Here is a 16,084-nt window from a genome sequence, read left to right on the forward strand (position 1 = left end):
TGGTACTGCGATTCGCTTCGTGGGAGAGTAGGTCGCTGCCAAGAGTCTTTTCTATTTTTTCTACTCCCAGCCCCGATCATCCTTCGATGGTCGGGGCTGGATGCGTTATCATGCTTCCTAGATGGGCTTTCTTCCGTTAAAATAATACGGATAAGGAGGTGGACGCAGATGGCCAAGATAGGCATAATATCGGATACCCACGGTGACCTTCACTCTTGGCAGAAAGCCTCGTCTCTGTGGGGAGATGTGGAGTTGGTGCTGCATTGCGGCGATATCCTGACCCATCCCGAGACCTTGGCCAGTCGCCATCTCGCAGAGGAGATGAACCTTTCGCAGGTTCCCGTCATGATCTCTCGTGGAAACTGCGACAGGGATTGCGATCAGGATTTTCTGGTGTGGCCGATCTCGTCTCCTTACCTGTCGCTGTTTTGGAGGGGGCGATTCATCCTCGCGGGACACGGACATCGATTTTCCGGGCTGATAGATCTCTCCAGGAGATGTCGGCCCGCTCTGGTGGTGACGGGACATACCCACGTTGCCTCTCTGGTCAGAGAGGACGGTGTGGTTTACCTCAACCCCGGATCGGCTAGCGCCCCGAGAAGAAGGGATCCTGCAAGTTTTGCGATCGTGAGCGAGGACGATATAGAGATCGTCACGCTGGAGGGTTTACAGCTGCACAGGGAAAGATGGTAATATGGATCTATATAGGTTGTCAGAGGAGGTCCTGTTAAATGAGCCCAACTCAGGAGAGACAGAAGATCAACGAAGCGGATATGTACGCAGAGGGTATGAATAAAGGGGAAGAAAAGATAATCCTGGTTTTCGGATTGAACGAGGAGAACTTCGGTCTTGACGTCCAGGATATCAGAGAGATAGTCAGGGTCCCTCCCATCATCACCAGAGTCCCTAACGCGCCGCCTCACATCAAGGGAGTCATCAACCTCAGAGGGACCATCGTGCCGGTTTTGGATATATCCATGCGTATCGGCGGAGGCTCCAACGAGGAAACATCCGAGTCCAGGATAATAGTGGTGGAATATTCGGACGTTCTGTTCGGCATATTGGTCGACGACGTCAAAGAGGTCAACACGATATATGAGTCCCAGATCGAGCAGGTTTCCGATCTCGACTCCGCCGTGGATCAGGAGTTTATGAGGGGTGTAGCAAAAATGGAGGACGGTCGTCTGATAGTTCTCCTGGATCTTCCCGCTCTTTTTCAGATAGAGGGCCTTGTAGAGGACGAAGGTAGGGGATAGCTTTTATGATCCTCGTCGACCTTCATACCCATAGCAGCTGTTCGGACGGGACGGTTTCTCCGGATAAGCTCGCTAAATTGGCCCATAGATCCGGTATTTCGGTTGTAAGTCTTACGGATCACGATACAGTCGATGGGGTTCCCGTTTTTATGAGGGAATGTCGCAGGCTGGGGGTAAAGGCGCTCTCCGGTGTGGAGCTGTCTGCCGATTATCCTACCACAATGCATATATTGGGATACGGTTTCGACCTCGCCTTCCCCGAGCTGATGGAGGTACTGCAGGATCTGAGGGAACATAGAGAGAGACGCAACCTGGAGATCATCGACAGGCTTCACGACGTCGGGGTGGAGATTACTTTGGACGATGTCCTTTCCGAGACCCACGGTAACGTCGTCGCGAGGCCCCACGTGGCTAAGGCCATGATAAAAAAGGGTTATGCGTCTTCCATCTCCGAGTGTTTCCAGCGCTATCTCAAAAGGGGGATGCCCGGTTACGTCTCCCGGAAGAGGCTTTCTCCCGATATGTGCATCTCCTTGATAAAAAAAGCCGGTGGAGTGGCTTGTCTGGCCCATCCCATACAGACATCTCAGGATCCGGTGGAGTTGAGGTCTATATTGAAGGATCTGAAGGCCCTGGGACTGTGGGGGCTCGAGTGCATCTCCAGACATCATAATTCGGAGCAGATATTCAACTACATGAGGTTAGCCTCCGAGCTTGAATTGCACTGTACCGCCGGTTCCGATTTCCACGGATCCAATCGAGTAGGCGTATCCATGGGCATTCCCGTGGCCGAAGATTTTCTTCCTTGGGCACGCCTCGGAATCTCGCTTTAAATCAGTTCTCGGCTGTATAAAAAGGGGAGGGCCGTCGCCTTCCCCTTTCTCTATGCTATCATAGGGGACCGAGAGATAATGTCCTAGAGGGAGGATCACAGATGAAAATCGTCGATTTTAGAAGCGATACGGTAACCTGTCCCGGCGGTGAGATGCGAAAAGCCATCTTCGAGGCGCCGGTCGGAGATGCCGGGTACGACGACGATCCGTCGATCAACGAATTGGAGACTTTGGCTGCGGAACTCGTAGGACAGGAGGCCGCTTTGTTCATGTCCTCCGGGATAATGGGCAATATCGTGTCCACCATGACCCATTGTAGGAGGGGAGAGGCTGTCCTGGTAGGCGACAAGGCCCATATTTACAGATATGAAGGCGGCGGTTTTTCGGCCATAACCGGGGTGCTGCCTTACGTGCTGGACGATGAAGCCGGTGTTCCCTCTCCGGATAGCGTCAAAGACGCATGTCCGATCAGAAACGTCCATTTTGCCCAGCCGTCCCTTCTGTGTCTGGAGAACACCCATAACGACAGAGGCGGTCTTGCGGTTTCCCCGATAGAGTTCCAGAAGACCGTCGAGATGGGCCGTGATATGGGACTCGCGGTCCATCTCGACGGGGCGAGAATCTTCAACGCGGCAGCGGCGTGGGACGTGAACGTGAAGGAGTATACCTCATCGGTCGATTCGGTCCAGTTCTGTCTTTCCAAGGGATTGGGAGCTCCTATGGGCGCTATGCTTTGCGGATCGGAGGAGTTTGTCTCGAGGGCTAAGTTCGCAAGGAAGATGGTGGGCGGAGAGCTTCGACAGGCAGGTTTCATGGCCGCCGCAGGGATCTTTGCTTTGAGGAAAAACGTCGATCGCCTCGTAAAGGATCACGAGAACGCCTCGATAGCGGCGGATCTTCTATCTTCCGCCGGTCTTATGGTAGAGCTCGTGCCTGAGGGGACCAGAGCGACTAACATGATATATTTTCACCTCCCTGAATCCGGCCCGGATAGCGAAGAACTTTCCCGAAGATGTCTTGAGAAAGGCGTCCTTCTCAATGCGATGGAGCCAAGGCGGATAAGGCTGGTCACCCATCTTGACATGGACGAAAAGGATCTCCGTCGTGGTGTGGAGGCAATTCTGGAGGAGGTTAATAACTCTTGAGCCTGAAGAGGGAGGAAGTAGAGAGGATCGTTTTTTCCGTCGTGGAGAGGGCTCTCGAAGGCGGAGCCGCCATGGCGGACGTTGTCTACGGCGATTCGGTCTCCCGTTCCGTCTCTCTCAAGGATGGAACGGTGGAGAACGTCAGGAGTTCTCAATCCGGAGGCATCGGCCTCAGGGTGGTGGATTCGAGAGGTGCCCAGGGGCTTGCCAGCGTGAACTCCTTTGATCCCGACGGTATATCCCAGATGGTCTCGTGGGCTCTATCCAACTGCTTCCTGGGAGAACCCAACGATTCGGTGGATATGTCCAGGGAACAGCTTGATTTTGACGAGTCCGATCTGGATCTATGGGACGAGGAAATTCCCTGTCTTGCCAGGGACGATCGTCTTCAGAGGTGCCTGGAGATGCATAACAGGGCTTCCGATGTAGATGGAAGGATCCTGTCGATCCGTAGTTCGTCATGGAGTGACGGATACGGCGAATCCTTCTACGCCAATTCCTTCGGTGTCTCTAGGTGGCATAGGGGAACCCTCGTGTCCGCCGGTATGTCCCTCGTGACGGAGGACGGAGATTCGATGGAGATGGGCGGTTTCGGAGACGAGAGGAGGCACCTTGAGGATCTGGATCATCTGCATATAGCCGATCGTGCTGTCGCTGAATCGATTCGCACCCTTGGGGGAAAGCCTCTTCCGACGGGGGTGTACGATCTCGTGCTGTCTCCCGATGCAGCCTCTTCCCTTCTGTATGCCATGTCGGATATTTTTTTCGCTTCGTCGGTACAGAAGAGTCGATCTCTCTTGAGAGATCGACTCGGATCCAAGGTGGGAGCCTCCTGCCTCAATCTGGTGGACGACGGAAGGCTCGTAAGGGGTATTGGATCGTCCGCGGCGGATGGAGAGGGTGTTCCATGCGGAAAAACCTCGCTCTTGAGGCAGGGACGGTTGGAGTCCTTTCTCTACAGTCTGGAATACGCCAAGAAAGCGGGAGTTTCCTCCACAGGGAACGGTTTCCGAGGGGTGGCTACCGTTCCGGATGTGGATTTATCGAACATGTATCTGGAGCCGGATCTTTCTGCTCCCTCCTCCTTGATCTCCATGGTCTCGAAGGGACTCTACGTTTCCGAACTCATGGGACTTCATACGGTCAACTCCGTGACGGGGGATTTCTCCCTCGGAGCGAAGGGCACGGCCATAGAGTCGGGGGGGCTGCAGGGCCCCGTCTCGGGGGTAACTGTAGCGGGCAATCTTATCGATCTTTTGATGAAGGTATCCGCGGTAGGGAAGGACCTTACCTTTTTCGGAGACGTAGGTTCTCCTTCTCTGGTGGTCAGAGATGTCACGTTGGCTGGGTCCTAAAATACTGATCACGGTCCTTTGCGTCTTCCTTTTGGCTGGGAACGCCTGGGCCGGATGGATGCTCTCCGAAAACGGAAAACCCGTGGGAGATATCCCCGTCAGAGAGCAGGGGGCCGACGTGTTCGTGTCCATAGGAGAGATGGCTCGCCAACTGGAATGTTATCCCAAGACCCTCAACGACGGCCTGCTCGTCAGAAAGGGCTCGGCCAGTATCCAGGTGGTTCCGAACGCCGCCGCCGTCTGGCTGGGATACGAGATAATACCACTTCGTCGAAAGGCTTTTCTGGCCGACCAAAGATGGTGGATGGATTCAGAGTCGGCTCTTTTGGTTATGGAAAAGCTCCTGACCAAATCAGGGGAGAAGGTGCGGCTTAAATGGAACGGCGTCGGGAACGGCGGTTCCACTCCGTCCGAAGAGCCCCTGCCTGTGTCGGTAAAACCAGTTGAGCCGGAGCCCCGTCCGTTCGGTGGAAGTGGTTCCGTGGGGAACATCTCCGTGAGGTGGGGGAACCACGAGGATCGGGTCAGGATGGTCTTGGAGTATTCTGGAAAACTCAGCTATAGAGAAATTCCTGGAGGGGTAGAGCTCGAGACCGACGGCAGAATAGCGACTGTCTCTCCCGACCCTTCAGTATCGGTGAAAACAGTCAGTTCCAAAGGACGATGGCGTCTGTCCGCCGTCGCCTCCGGATGGGTCAGTAAGTCCTTCGAGTTGGAGTCTCCCAGGCGTCTGGTGATCGATTTCATGCGCCCCTCCTCCTCGGTGGCACCGGAAAAACCGGTTCCGGCCAGTCCGAAACCGGCTCCGATTTCCCACAAAAAGCCGGCCCGTAAGGGGAAACCCCTGGTGGTAATAGACGCGGGACACGGAGGGAAGGATCCAGGCGCAGTAGCCAACGGCTACAGAGAAAAGATCGTTGCCCTTCAGATAGCGAAGAGACTGGCCTCCCACGTCAGGGCTTTGGGAATGGATGCCAGGTTGACAAGGGATGATGACAGATATCTGAAGCTCAACACCAGGACCACCCTTGCTAATCGATGGGATGCCGACGCCTTTGTCAGCGTGCATCTGAACGCTCTGCCCAAGGGCCGTCATGCCAAGGGTGTTGAGATATATATCATGGCTTTGCCTACCGATAAAGACGCAATGGCCCTGGCAAAGATAGAAAATGCGGAGATCGCCAATGGATCAAACGGTAACGGAGGAGACAAGACCGATATTTTGCTGAGCATTCTCGGCGATATGCAGCAGAATAACAAGATTCAGGAGAGCACCAGCTTCGCCGAGGCTCTTTTCTCCTCGGGTAAAAACGGAGGGTTACCGATGAGACGGGTCGCGCAGGCTCCTTTCTACGTTCTCAGAGGGGCGGCTATGCCTGCCGTGTTGGTAGAAACGGGGTTTATCTCGGAAAAATCGGAAGCCAAGCTTCTGGCCAATCCCTCCTACCAGGAAAAGTTGGCCAAGGCCCTGGCTAAAGGAATAGCGGCATATCTGAAATGAAAAGGGGGCGGTTTTATGAGAGACGACGATAGAGTTCGCCGCTCTAATCGAAGGAGCCGACTGGATAGGGATCGAGAAAACTCCGGTGGAATCGTGAAATGGGTAATTCGTCTGATAGCCTGGGGGGCCGTCGCTTCCATATTCTTCTGTATGGGGTATCTATCCTCGGGGTGGCTCCTGAACTATCTGGATGGTCGGGGAATGGGAGGTCAGCCCGATGTGGTGGCCTCCAAGGAACAGGCGGAGCAGCTGTTGGATTCATCCTCCGGAGATGGTGTTCAGACCCTGGTAGACATGGGGCGCCACGTGGCTTTCCCCATATATGTACCGGACGGCAAGGGCGGATTGGTTAAGAGAGAGGTCAAGATAGTGTCCGGACTAATGGAGGATGACCTTTCGAAGGTCGTAAACGCTCTCTTGGAGGGACTGGTCGAGAAAAAAGTGTTGGCCTCGGACGTGGGGTTGCTTCATGTCTTCCGGGATGGGGAGACTCTTTTCATGGATTTCAACGATCTGTTTAAGGTGGCTCTTTCCAAGATGTCCGTCTCTGAGGGAAACCTGCTCATGACCGGCATAGTCCGCTCGGTGGTAGAGAATTTCATGCCTGTGACGAGAGTTCAGTTCATGGTGGAGGGTAAAATCGAGAAATCCGCTGGAGAGGTCCCATTGTCTATGCCGTGGGAGCTCAGACGGAAGGGTTGATTTCGTAAGGTGATCGAGGGGCTTTAAGGATGGCGAAGAACTGCGTTGTGGAAAGTAGGATGGATGGCAGATCCGGCTACGATATGAGGGAGGTCTCCTTCCAGAGAGGTTTCTCCTGTTACGCCGAGGGGTCCTGCCTTGTCTCTTTCGGAAAGACAAAGGTGCTGTGTACCGCTTCGGTAGAGGAAAAGGTTCCCCCTTTTTTAAGGGGGTCCGATAGGGGATGGGTCACGGCGGAATACTCTCTGTTACCAAGATCGACCTCCACTCGAGTGTCACGGGATATCTCCAGGGGAAAGTTGAACGGCAGAAGCAGTGAGATCCAGAGACTGGTGGGCCGGTCCCTGAGGGCCGCCGTAGATATGGAGTCGCTGGGGGAGAGGACCATCTGGATAGATTGCGACGTCCTCCAGGCCGACGGAGGGACGAGATCCGCTGCCGTGACCGGAGGATTCGTGGCCTTGGTGGACGCTCTGCGTTATCTGTGGAGAAGCGGCAAGCTGAACTCGATTCCTCTCAGGTCCTACGTGGCTGCCGTAAGCGTAGGGAAGATCTCCGGTAAACTTCTGACCGATCTGTGTTACGACGAGGATAGTCGTGCCGAGGTCGACATGAACGTCGTCATGGACGGTCTAGGACGTCTTATAGAGATACAGGGCACCGGCGAGAAGGATACTTTTTCTCGGGATGAGATGAACGGTATGCTGGACTTGGCGTCTAAATCGGTGGAAGAGCTGATAGCCCTTCAGGAGAGGGCTTTGGAGATGGACGGAGAGGAGATGGAAGCGATTGCGTCTTCGTAGGATAGTAATAGCCAGCGGCAACAGACATAAGTTCGAGGAGTTTCGAGATCTTCTAGCTCCTCTCGGAGTCGAGTTGCTTTTCGGAAGGGACATTTCGTCGCTTGACGTCGAGGAGACGGGGTCTTCCTTTCTGGAAAACGCCTCGTTGAAGGCCAGATCGTGGGCTGAGGAAACCGGGTTTCCCGCTCTTGCCGACGACAGCGGCATAGAGGTGAACGCCCTTGACGGGAGGCCAGGCATATATTCCGCCAGGGTAGCCTCGGACGACGAAGGCTGTCGTAACTGGCTCTTGGAGTCTCTTCAGGGCAAAACCGACAGAGGCGCCAGATACACTGCCGCTTTAGTCTTGGCCTTCCCAGACGGTAAACTATGGTCGGTGGAGGGGCACTGTTACGGCATCGTTGCCCAGGAACCCAGGGGGGCCAACGGTTTCGGCTACGATCCCATATTCGTTCCGGAAGGTTACGATATGACCTTCGGCGAGCTGGACCCGTCGATAAAGGCTCGCATATCTCATAGAGCCAAAGCGAGTGCGAGTTTTTTAAAGTGGCTTGCTTCGGGCGAAAATATGGTACAATAACCCGGCTATGACCTGGGATTTTCAACCTATCGGGAGGTGCAGAGGATGAAAACCACATTGGCTATCGTCCACATATTACTCTGCCTTGTGCTTATGGCGGTCGTTCTGATGCAGCATAGGAAACAGGGCGGATTCGGCGGGATCTTCGGAGGCGGCAGTCAGGCCGACATGGGATCCAACCAGTGGCAACGTTTCACCGGATTGACTAAAATAACCGTGGTCGTCACCACTCTCTTCATGGTGACCTCGGTCGCTTTGGTTATACTCTAGGTCCACGGGATATGGGCGATCGGGGCATATCCCGGCTCCGGGACGTAGCCGGTCTTTCCGTGAACAGGGATAGATTGGCCAGCGCGACCCACGAGGAGATACTAAAGGGAGAGACCACTGACATCTACTTCGTCAAAACCAGAGATGTCCTTGCGGCTGGAGGAATGTTGGACACCCCGGTTGTCGCGGAGATCTTTACCAGAAAACCCGGTATCTTCGCCGGGCTTTCGGAGATGCTGCGGCTTCTGGAGGGGCAGGACCTGGAGATCTACTCACTTCAAGAGGGGGATGCCTTCGACTCTCGTGAGGTCCTCGTGAGGGTTCACGGTTCCTATGGTTCCTTCGGGATGTTGGAGACGGTTTATCTAGGGATGTTGGCTAGCTCCACTGCCTGGGCGACCGCAGCCAGGGAATGCGTCGATGCCGCCGAGGGAAAGCCGGTGCTCTGTTTTGGAGCCAGGCACGTCCACCCGGCAGTTGCTCCTGTGATGGAGAAGGTTGCGGTCACTGTAGGGGGCTGTAAGGCAGCCAGCTGCATACTGGGAGCCAAGCTGGCCGGTATGGAGCCCTCCGGAACCGTGCCCCACGCTGCCATACTCATAGCGGGAGATACCGTTAAGTTGGCGAAACTGTACGATGGAACCCTTTCTTCCGAGGAACCGAGGCTCGTATTGGTCGACACATTTAAGGACGAGACAGAGGAAGCTCTGAGGGTCGCGAAGGCTCTTGAAGGGCGTCTTTCCGGGGTCCGTCTGGATACCCCGGGAGAGAGAGGCGGAGTCACTCCTGAGCTCGTAAAAGAGCTCAGATGGAGGCTGGACAAGGCGGGATTTCCCGACGTATCCATAGTTGCCTCCGGTGGGCTCAATCCGGACAGGATAAGGGTTCTCTCCAAGGCGGGGGTGGATTCTTTCGGGGTGGGGAGCTATATCTCCAATCCCTCTCCGATGGACATGACAATGGACATCAAAGAGGTAGACGGGGTTCCCATCGCCAAAAGAGGCCGACTTCCTGGTATAATGAATAGCCCCAGACTCAAGAGAGTTCTATAAGCCTCAGACTAAAAAGGTCAATTTGACAGATTAAGTTTTCCCTCCGAAAGAACGCCTTCGAGGTCGGGTAACGATAGGGCCGCCACAGCCCCCCTGAGATAGACCATCGACCCGTTATCGACGTGGTTCCCCAGAACCCTGAGCGATTCTCTTGGAAGAGGAATGACGAAACATAAAATCCGATAAGTTAAACAGGATATCTACAACTATAAGGAGAGTGTTGGTAATGAGCGACCACCGCACCTTCATGGCAAAAAAGGGCGCCTTCCAGCGTGGCTGGTACGTCGTAGACGCCACCGATAAACCTCTCGGACGTCTTGCCGCCCAAATAGCCATGGTTCTCATGGGCAAGCACAAGCCCACCTATACGCCTCACGTCGACACCGGCGATTTCGTGATAGTCGTAAACGCCGAAAAGGTGAAACTTACAGGACGTAAGGTCGATAAAAAAGTCTATCGTCATTCCGGTTATCCCGGCGGTCTCAAGGAGACCACCTATGGCGAGATTCTTGCGAAGCATCCGGAGCGCCTGATCGAGAAAGTGGTCAAGGGCATGGTCCCGAGGAACAAGCTTCAGTTGAGCCGCAAGCTCAAGGTGTATGCCGGACCCAATCATCCCCACGCGGCTCAGAAGCCCGCGGAGATGGAAGTTTAGTTTGTGATATGGAGGGAGATTGAATATGCAGACTTCATTCACCTGGGGAACCGGTAGGCGTAAGAACGCCATCGCTAGGGTTCGTATCGCTTCCGGCGAGGGAACCGTCAAGATAAACGACAGAGAGGTGAAAGAATACTTCCCCAGACTCTGTTGGATGGCTCAGGCTCTCGAGCCCCTAAAAACGGCGGGTATCGAGGGTAAAGTGGACGTTTTCGTCAACGCTCACGGCGGCGGTTTGACCGGTCAGGCCGGAGCTGTGAGGCTCGGTATTGCGAGAGCCCTCATAAAGATGAATCCCGAGCTTAGGCCCATTCTCAAGAAAGCCGGTATGCTCTGCAGGGACTCCCGTATGGTCGAGCGTAAAAAGTATGGCCAGAAGGGTGCCCGCGCGAAGTACCAGTTCTCCAAGCGTTAAATTACGAATCAGATCTCTGTGGAGCCGATTTTCATCGGCTCCTTTTTTTATCTTGAGCTTCCCTTCGGTGTAGTGATAAACTTGATCGGTATAGGTTCATACGATTATGGAAGGGGAGAGGGCATGAGATACGATAGGCGCAAAGGCTCTTTTCTTTTTCGTCTCCTCCTGGCCGCGACGTTCTTGTCTCTCGTTGCGGTAGTGTTTTATTTCGGCAGGTCTTTCGTTGAATACAGCAGATATAGACGAGAGCGATTCGATTTCGTATGCGATATTCAGGAAAAAAACCTGATAGAGCAAGCTAGGCTAGTCAGCAGCGGTCTGTTCCTGAAAGATCAGGTGGTAGACGGTTCCATAAAGATGGCTCTTCGTAAATACGGGGAATACTACGTCTCCTCAGGTATGGATCTGGAAAAACTGGATCTCAGGGAGGTAAGAGAGGCCGTTTCCTACGTATTGGGACGTCCCGTCTCCTCCATAAGTCTGGGGCTTATAGATAGAGATGGAGTCATGATCAAGGGGATCGGAGGAGCTTCAGTAGGTTTGGATTTCAAGAACTGGCCGCCCTTCTACAAACAGATCATAGCCATGTTCGAGATGAAGGAACCTATGGTCGATCCATGGAGCCGTAAGTTGAGTTCTCCCGAACAGGTCTTCAAATATGGATATTGCCCCACTTCCGACGGCAGGTATCTTCTGGATTTAGGCGTCGCAGGCGAGAGAAGCTACGAGCTTGGAGACGATACATTTTCGTTCGAGGCCGTGTTGAAGAGGGCTTCCGAGGAGGATCCCTACCTGAAATTCGTGGCTTTCATCAATAGGTCTTTCCGCTTCCTGGGGGCGGAGAAACTGGATGTCGAGGTGCATCTGGATCAAATGGGGCTGGACTCGGAGTTGATCCGAAATACGATATCCTCGGTTTTCAGGAGCGAAAGCGATATAGACATAAAGAGTTCCGACGATCTCCTTCTTCGATTCACCTATGTCGATTTCAACAACAGGGTTTCAGCTTCGGGGAAGAATCTCAACATGGTGCTTCTCATGGTTTCGTCCATGGAATCCCTTCACAGGGACATAGCGCTCAAGCTCAGGGAATGCGTTGCGTCGGTCATAGTGGCCTTCTCTGTGTCAGTTTTTGGGGTCTTCGCTCTATACAGGTATCTCTCCTGTCAGGTTAACGTCATACTGGAGGACATGGAGATCATAGCTTCGGGAGATCTCGACCACAGGATAGATACCGGCGCCATGGTGGAGCTTAGGCGACTGGAGAAAAGCGTCAACAAAATGGTCCGACGTCTCAAGAGAAATATCGACGATCTCAAGGAGGGCTCTCTGAGATTGGGCCGTGAATTGGAACTTAGGAAAAAGGCGGAAGAAGAGCTTAAACGAGCCAACGAGACCCTATTTGTCCAGGCCAACGTGGACGAGCTTACCGGGATTTTCAACCGTCGTAGGATAATGGATCTTCTGGCTCGAGAGATAGCGAGATGTTACGAGGATGGTGGAACCTTCGGAATCATCCTTTTCGACCTCGATAAGTTCAAGGAAGTCAACGATGTCATGGGCCATCTTTTCGGCGATAAAGTGCTCTCCAGGATCGGAGAACTGGTTAAAGATCGCAGAGGTGTCGGATTCGAGGGACGTTACGGAGGAGATGAATTCATCATCCTTTTGCCCGGTATGAATATCGAAGAGGCGATAGAGGAGGCCCGGACTTTCTGCAAAACGATCTCTGAAACCGATTTCGATGGAGTAAGCATCACCGTCAGCATGGGGATCTCCTCTTTTTACGCCGGTGACACTATAGAGACACTTTTAAACAGGGTCGACGGTCTGCTTTACGAGGCTAAAGACAGAAGAGATCGAATATGCAGCGATGTTGACCGTGGAAAAGACGGAGGGGTATCATAGACCAGATCCGTTTTTAAAATCTAACGCAGTTACGAGGAAGGGGATGACCATGGATCAGGGAGCGGTCCCTTTAGGACCATCGTCGAAACGGATTCACATACATAACAAGAGACGTCCCTGATGTCGGATCGCCGCCTTTGGGGTCGACGTCCTGATAGACGTCTTGGAGGAGGCGATTGAATGACCGGAAAGAACCGCTTTGAAGAGGACTTTCCTCTCATAGAGTCGTTCCTGGAGGAACGTGCTTTCCTTAAAGCCAAGGAAGAGCTGTCGTCCATGGAGCCTGCCGATATTGCCGAAGGGCTGGAGGATCTGTCTCCCGCTCGAATGGTGTTTTATTTTAGGCTTCTATCGAAGGATCTGGCCATAGAGGTCTTCGAGCTCATGGAGTCGGACGAGCAGCAGAGGCTGATCGAACACGTCACGGATAAAGAGGTGGCGGAGATCATAGAGGAGATGTCCGACGACGACAGAACGGAGCTTTTGGATGAACTGCCGGCGAAGACGGTGAAAAAGCTCCTGCTTCAGCTTTCTCCTGAGGAGAGGAAGCTGGCTAACAAGCTTCTCAACTATCCGGACTGTTCGGCGGGCAGGATAATGACGCCGGAGTTCATAGATCTAAAGGGCAATATGACCGCCGAGGAAGCGGTTACGAGGATTCGCTCCATAGCCAGAAAAAAGGAAACCATCTACACATGCTTCGTCATAGACGAGGCCAGGCATCTTCAGGGAGTCGTCGAGCTGGAGGACCTCATCATGGCAGAGTCTCATACCAAGGTGGAGGCCATAATGGACGACGATCCGGTTTTCACCCTGACGACCTCTGATCAGGAGGAAGTTGCCAGGATTATGTCCCGGTATGACCTTCACACCATACCGGTCACGGACAAAGAGGATCGTCTGGTCGGGATAGTTACCTTCGACGACGTCCTGGATATCCTGGAGGAGGAGGCCACAGAGGACTTCGAAAGGATGGCCGGTATACAGCCGGTGGAGGATAGCTATCTGGATGTCAATCTCTTCACCATGGCCAGAAAACGGTTTTTTTGGTTGGTCGTATGTATATTGACCGAGGCCCTTACATCTACGGTTTTAAAGCATTACTCTCCCACCATCCAGAGCGTGGTTGCCCTGACTTATTTCATCCCGCTTCTCATAGGTACAGGAGGAAACGCCGGGACCCAGGCTTCCACCCTAATGATCAGAGGGATGACCGTAGGGGATATAGAATGGAAGGATATAGGTCGAATACTCGTGAGGGAAACCCTGTCCGGACTGCTTTTGGGGGGGGCTCTTGCGGTGTTGGGGTTCGCCAGAGCCTATATGTTGGGGACAGGACTGGGCGTGGGGTTGACCTTGACCTTCGCCATAGTCGCCGTGGTGCTGATGGGGAATCTGGCTGGTACCATATTGCCCCTGATAGCCAGAGCCTTGAAGCTGGATCCTGCGATAATGTCCGGCCCGTTTATAACCACGGTAGTGGACGTATTCGGATTGATAGTATATTTTGAGATAGCTCGGGCGGTACTTAAAACCTGATCCCTGAGCGAAAGGAGATAGAACGTATGTCCTTAAAATACAGAGTCAGATTATTAGGACTGATGGCTGTCGCTCTGACGGCGGTGACGATCCCGGCCTGGGGTCAGGAACTTCTGACGGTGGATCAGGCGTTGCAGCTCGCGTACGACAACAATCCCACCATCATGGCTTCCTCCGCCAGGGAGGAACAGGCTAGACAGAGCATAAACGAGGCGGAGGCCGCCAATCTTCCTCACCTGGGAGCGTCTTTGGCAGCCCAGTTCTCCAAGGATGCTACGACGTATCCCGTTATAGGCGGGGCGACAGGGGTTCCCAATGGTGATTTCGCCATGGCAGGTTATCGGAATGCCTATCAGGCCGCTCTCACCTTGAATTGGCTTCTCTACAGCAGCGGTTCCGTGTCCAACACGGTACGTTCCAGGGAGCTGGCTTTCTCCGGTGTCGAGGCCCAGTCTGTTCGTACTGGCCAGTCTGTGGAGAACGGCGTCAAAAAAGCCTACTACGATCTTCAGAGGTACAGAGCCAAGCTGACCGTTGCTCAGGAGTCTTTGGAGTTGGCAAGGGAGCATCTCTCTCAGGTCGAGTCTTTCTATAAATACGGTGTGGTCGCCAAGGATCAGGTACTCAGGGTTCAGGTGGACGTTTCAGACGGAAAACTCAACGTCATAAAGGCGGAGAACGCCGTGGACGTGGGGTGGAGAGCTCTGGAGAGAGCGGTGGGAACCACCTTGAGAGATGAGTTCCTCCTTCCCGAGCCCGAGACATCCGTTTCGGATCGATCCGTTCCGGAGGATCCCGTCGCCTCCGCCATGGTTCATAGGCCCGAGTTGGCCTCCTTAGAATATTCCCGCAGATCGGCCCTTTCTCTGGCGAGGGCGGCGGCCGGTTCCAGAGGGCCTCAGGTAGCCCTTCAAGGCCAGCTTCAGAACGTGGACGATAGCTTTTTTCCCGGTGGAAACGACGATTGGAAGGTGACCCTTTCCGCCACATGGGCGTTTTACGACGGCGGAGCCAGCGTTGCTCAGGAACGTCAGGCCAAGGCTTCGGCGCAGGAGCTTCTCTATTCCATAGAGGATCTCAAGAAGCAGATAGTGCTGGAGATATCCTCGGGCAAGCTCAATATCGAGTCGGCACTTCAGAGGATAGAGGTCGCTCAGGATCAGGTGGCCAGTGCGGAGGAGGACTACAGGATGGCCCTCAAACGCTATACCGCCAACGTGGGGACCAATATCGACGTGCTTGACGCCAGGGTGGCTCTGTCAAACGCTAGGACTCAGCTGGTGGATGCGGTCTACGATACATACACGGCGAGATCCGACCTGGAGTACGCCATGGGAGCTTCGGAAAAATTTGTTCTGAAAACCGAAGAGACTCAGAAAGACGAGACCGAGGAAGAAGAGAAGAGTTGACATAATCTCATTTCCCTGTATAATACGTTCTTGTCGCAGGCCGGCGTAGCTCAGTTGGTAGAGCAGCTGATTTGTAATCAGCAGGTCACCAGTTCGAGTCTGGTTGCCGGCTCCAGATACCAATTACGTGGTAGTGTGGCCGAGTGGTCAAAGGCAGCAGACTGTAAATCTGCCGGCTTTCGCCTACGGTGGTTCGAATCCACCCGCTACCACCATTTAGATTTTTTTGATGCCGACTTAGCTCAGTAGGTAGAGCACATCCATGGTAAGGATGGGGTCCCCGGTTCGAGTCCGGGAGTCGGCTCCAGAGGTTCCAGGGGCTCGGATTTTTCGTCCGGGCCCCTTGTTTTTTCTGCCCCCCTTGACATCATGGTCAGTTATATCGTATCTTTTCGCATTGGGATCGTTCGTAACCGGCTGCGGCCAGCTATAGACCGTGGCTTTTTTGGCCGTTACGGTATAGGATAATCTCGAAGGTATGGTACAATCTCATATGCTGGATGGAAAATAAAGCACGTCCCGCTAGGGGCGCACTTAGTAAATGGGGAGGTCTTACTACCATGGCAAAAGAGAAATTTGAAAGGACAAAACCGCATCTGAACATAGGGACCATCGGTCACATCGACCACGGCAAGACGACCTTGACGGCGGCTAT

17 protein-coding genes and 3 tRNA genes are annotated in these 16,084 nt (G+C 53.8%); all 20 read left to right on the forward strand.

All coding sequences use genetic code 11. The features are described 5' to 3' along the window. The first annotated feature begins 168 nt into the window (after nucleotides 1-168). Complete coding sequence (gene yfcE / locus L2W58_RS12775) at nucleotides 169-693, forward strand: phosphodiesterase (protein WP_236103802.1); 525 nt, start codon at nucleotides 169-171, stop codon at nucleotides 691-693. A 38-nt stretch (nucleotides 694-731) separates the two neighbouring features. After that, nucleotides 732-1,256, forward strand: a complete 525-nt coding sequence (locus L2W58_RS12780) for a chemotaxis protein CheW (RefSeq protein ID WP_236103803.1) — start codon at nucleotides 732-734, stop codon at nucleotides 1,254-1,256. 5 nt (nucleotides 1,257-1,261) lie between these two features. Further along, the gene (locus tag L2W58_RS12785) at nucleotides 1,262-2,089 is read left to right on the forward strand and encodes a PHP domain-containing protein (protein ID WP_236103804.1); all 828 of its coding nucleotides are present in this window, start codon (nucleotides 1,262-1,264) and stop codon (nucleotides 2,087-2,089) included. Between the two features lie 101 nt (nucleotides 2,090-2,190). Then, the gene (locus tag L2W58_RS12790) at nucleotides 2,191-3,234 is read left to right on the forward strand and encodes a threonine aldolase family protein (RefSeq protein ID WP_236103805.1); all 1,044 of its coding nucleotides are present in this window, start codon (nucleotides 2,191-2,193) and stop codon (nucleotides 3,232-3,234) included. Further along, entirely contained in the window at nucleotides 3,231-4,589 is a 1,359-nt protein-coding gene (locus tag L2W58_RS12795) for a TldD/PmbA family protein (protein WP_236103806.1), read from the forward strand. The genes L2W58_RS12790 and L2W58_RS12795 overlap by 4 nt, the downstream gene beginning before the upstream one ends. Next, complete coding sequence (locus L2W58_RS12800; RefSeq protein ID WP_236103807.1) at nucleotides 4,567-6,090, forward strand: N-acetylmuramoyl-L-alanine amidase family protein; 1,524 nt, start codon at nucleotides 4,567-4,569, stop codon at nucleotides 6,088-6,090. The genes L2W58_RS12795 and L2W58_RS12800 overlap by 23 nt, the downstream gene beginning before the upstream one ends. A gap of 15 nt (nucleotides 6,091-6,105) precedes the next feature. Next, entirely contained in the window at nucleotides 6,106-6,792 is a 687-nt protein-coding gene (locus L2W58_RS12805) for a GerMN domain-containing protein (protein WP_236103808.1), read from the forward strand. A 29-nt stretch (nucleotides 6,793-6,821) separates the two neighbouring features. After that, nucleotides 6,822-7,595 carry a ribonuclease PH gene (gene rph / locus L2W58_RS12810; protein WP_236103809.1) on the forward strand — a complete coding sequence of 258 codons (774 nt, stop codon included), beginning with the start codon at nucleotides 6,822-6,824 and terminating at the stop codon, nucleotides 7,593-7,595. Next, nucleotides 7,582-8,175: an RdgB/HAM1 family non-canonical purine NTP pyrophosphatase gene (rdgB, locus tag L2W58_RS12815; protein WP_236103810.1), complete on the forward strand. Its 594-nt coding sequence runs from the start codon at nucleotides 7,582-7,584 to the stop codon at nucleotides 8,173-8,175. The genes rph and rdgB overlap by 14 nt, the downstream gene beginning before the upstream one ends. A gap of 45 nt (nucleotides 8,176-8,220) precedes the next feature. Next, nucleotides 8,221-8,445 carry a preprotein translocase subunit SecG gene (secG, locus tag L2W58_RS12820; protein ID WP_236103811.1) on the forward strand — a complete coding sequence of 75 codons (225 nt, stop codon included), beginning with the start codon at nucleotides 8,221-8,223 and terminating at the stop codon, nucleotides 8,443-8,445. Nucleotides 8,446-8,456: 11 nt separating this feature from the next. Then, the gene (locus tag L2W58_RS12825; RefSeq protein ID WP_236103812.1) at nucleotides 8,457-9,497 is read left to right on the forward strand and encodes a nicotinate phosphoribosyltransferase; all 1,041 of its coding nucleotides are present in this window, start codon (nucleotides 8,457-8,459) and stop codon (nucleotides 9,495-9,497) included. Nucleotides 9,498-9,723: 226 nt separating this feature from the next. Continuing rightward, on the forward strand, nucleotides 9,724-10,152 hold the full coding sequence (rplM, locus tag L2W58_RS12830; RefSeq protein WP_236099730.1) for a 50S ribosomal protein L13: 429 nt from the start codon (nucleotides 9,724-9,726) through the stop codon (nucleotides 10,150-10,152). Between the two features lie 25 nt (nucleotides 10,153-10,177). Beyond that, a complete protein-coding gene (gene rpsI / locus L2W58_RS12835) occupies nucleotides 10,178-10,570 on the forward strand; it encodes a 30S ribosomal protein S9 (RefSeq protein WP_236103813.1) in 393 nt (130 codons plus the stop codon). Between the two features lie 123 nt (nucleotides 10,571-10,693). Further along, entirely contained in the window at nucleotides 10,694-12,481 is a 1,788-nt protein-coding gene (locus L2W58_RS12840) for a GGDEF domain-containing protein (RefSeq protein ID WP_236103814.1), read from the forward strand. Between the two features lie 180 nt (nucleotides 12,482-12,661). Further along, on the forward strand, nucleotides 12,662-14,020 hold the full coding sequence (mgtE, locus tag L2W58_RS12845; RefSeq protein ID WP_236103815.1) for a magnesium transporter: 1,359 nt from the start codon (nucleotides 12,662-12,664) through the stop codon (nucleotides 14,018-14,020). Between the two features lie 26 nt (nucleotides 14,021-14,046). After that, nucleotides 14,047-15,429, forward strand: a complete 1,383-nt coding sequence (locus L2W58_RS12850) for a TolC family protein (RefSeq protein ID WP_236103816.1) — start codon at nucleotides 14,047-14,049, stop codon at nucleotides 15,427-15,429. Nucleotides 15,430-15,468: 39 nt separating this feature from the next. Then, nucleotides 15,469-15,544: transfer RNA gene (locus tag L2W58_RS12855), tRNA-Thr, on the forward strand. Between the two features lie 14 nt (nucleotides 15,545-15,558). Further along, a tRNA-Tyr gene (locus tag L2W58_RS12860) sits at nucleotides 15,559-15,644 on the forward strand. A 16-nt stretch (nucleotides 15,645-15,660) separates the two neighbouring features. After that, nucleotides 15,661-15,736, forward strand: a tRNA-Thr gene (locus tag L2W58_RS12865). Nucleotides 15,737-15,989: 253 nt separating this feature from the next. Then, nucleotides 15,990-16,084, forward strand: a 95-nt coding sequence (locus L2W58_RS12870) for a GTP-binding protein (RefSeq protein ID WP_236103817.1), incomplete at its 3' end; no start/stop codon positions are given.

Origin of the sequence: Dethiosulfovibrio faecalis (assembly GCF_021568795.1) — a bacterium.
In the GTDB taxonomy this organism is placed as follows: Bacteria; Synergistota; Synergistia; order Synergistales; family Dethiosulfovibrionaceae; genus Dethiosulfovibrio; species Dethiosulfovibrio faecalis.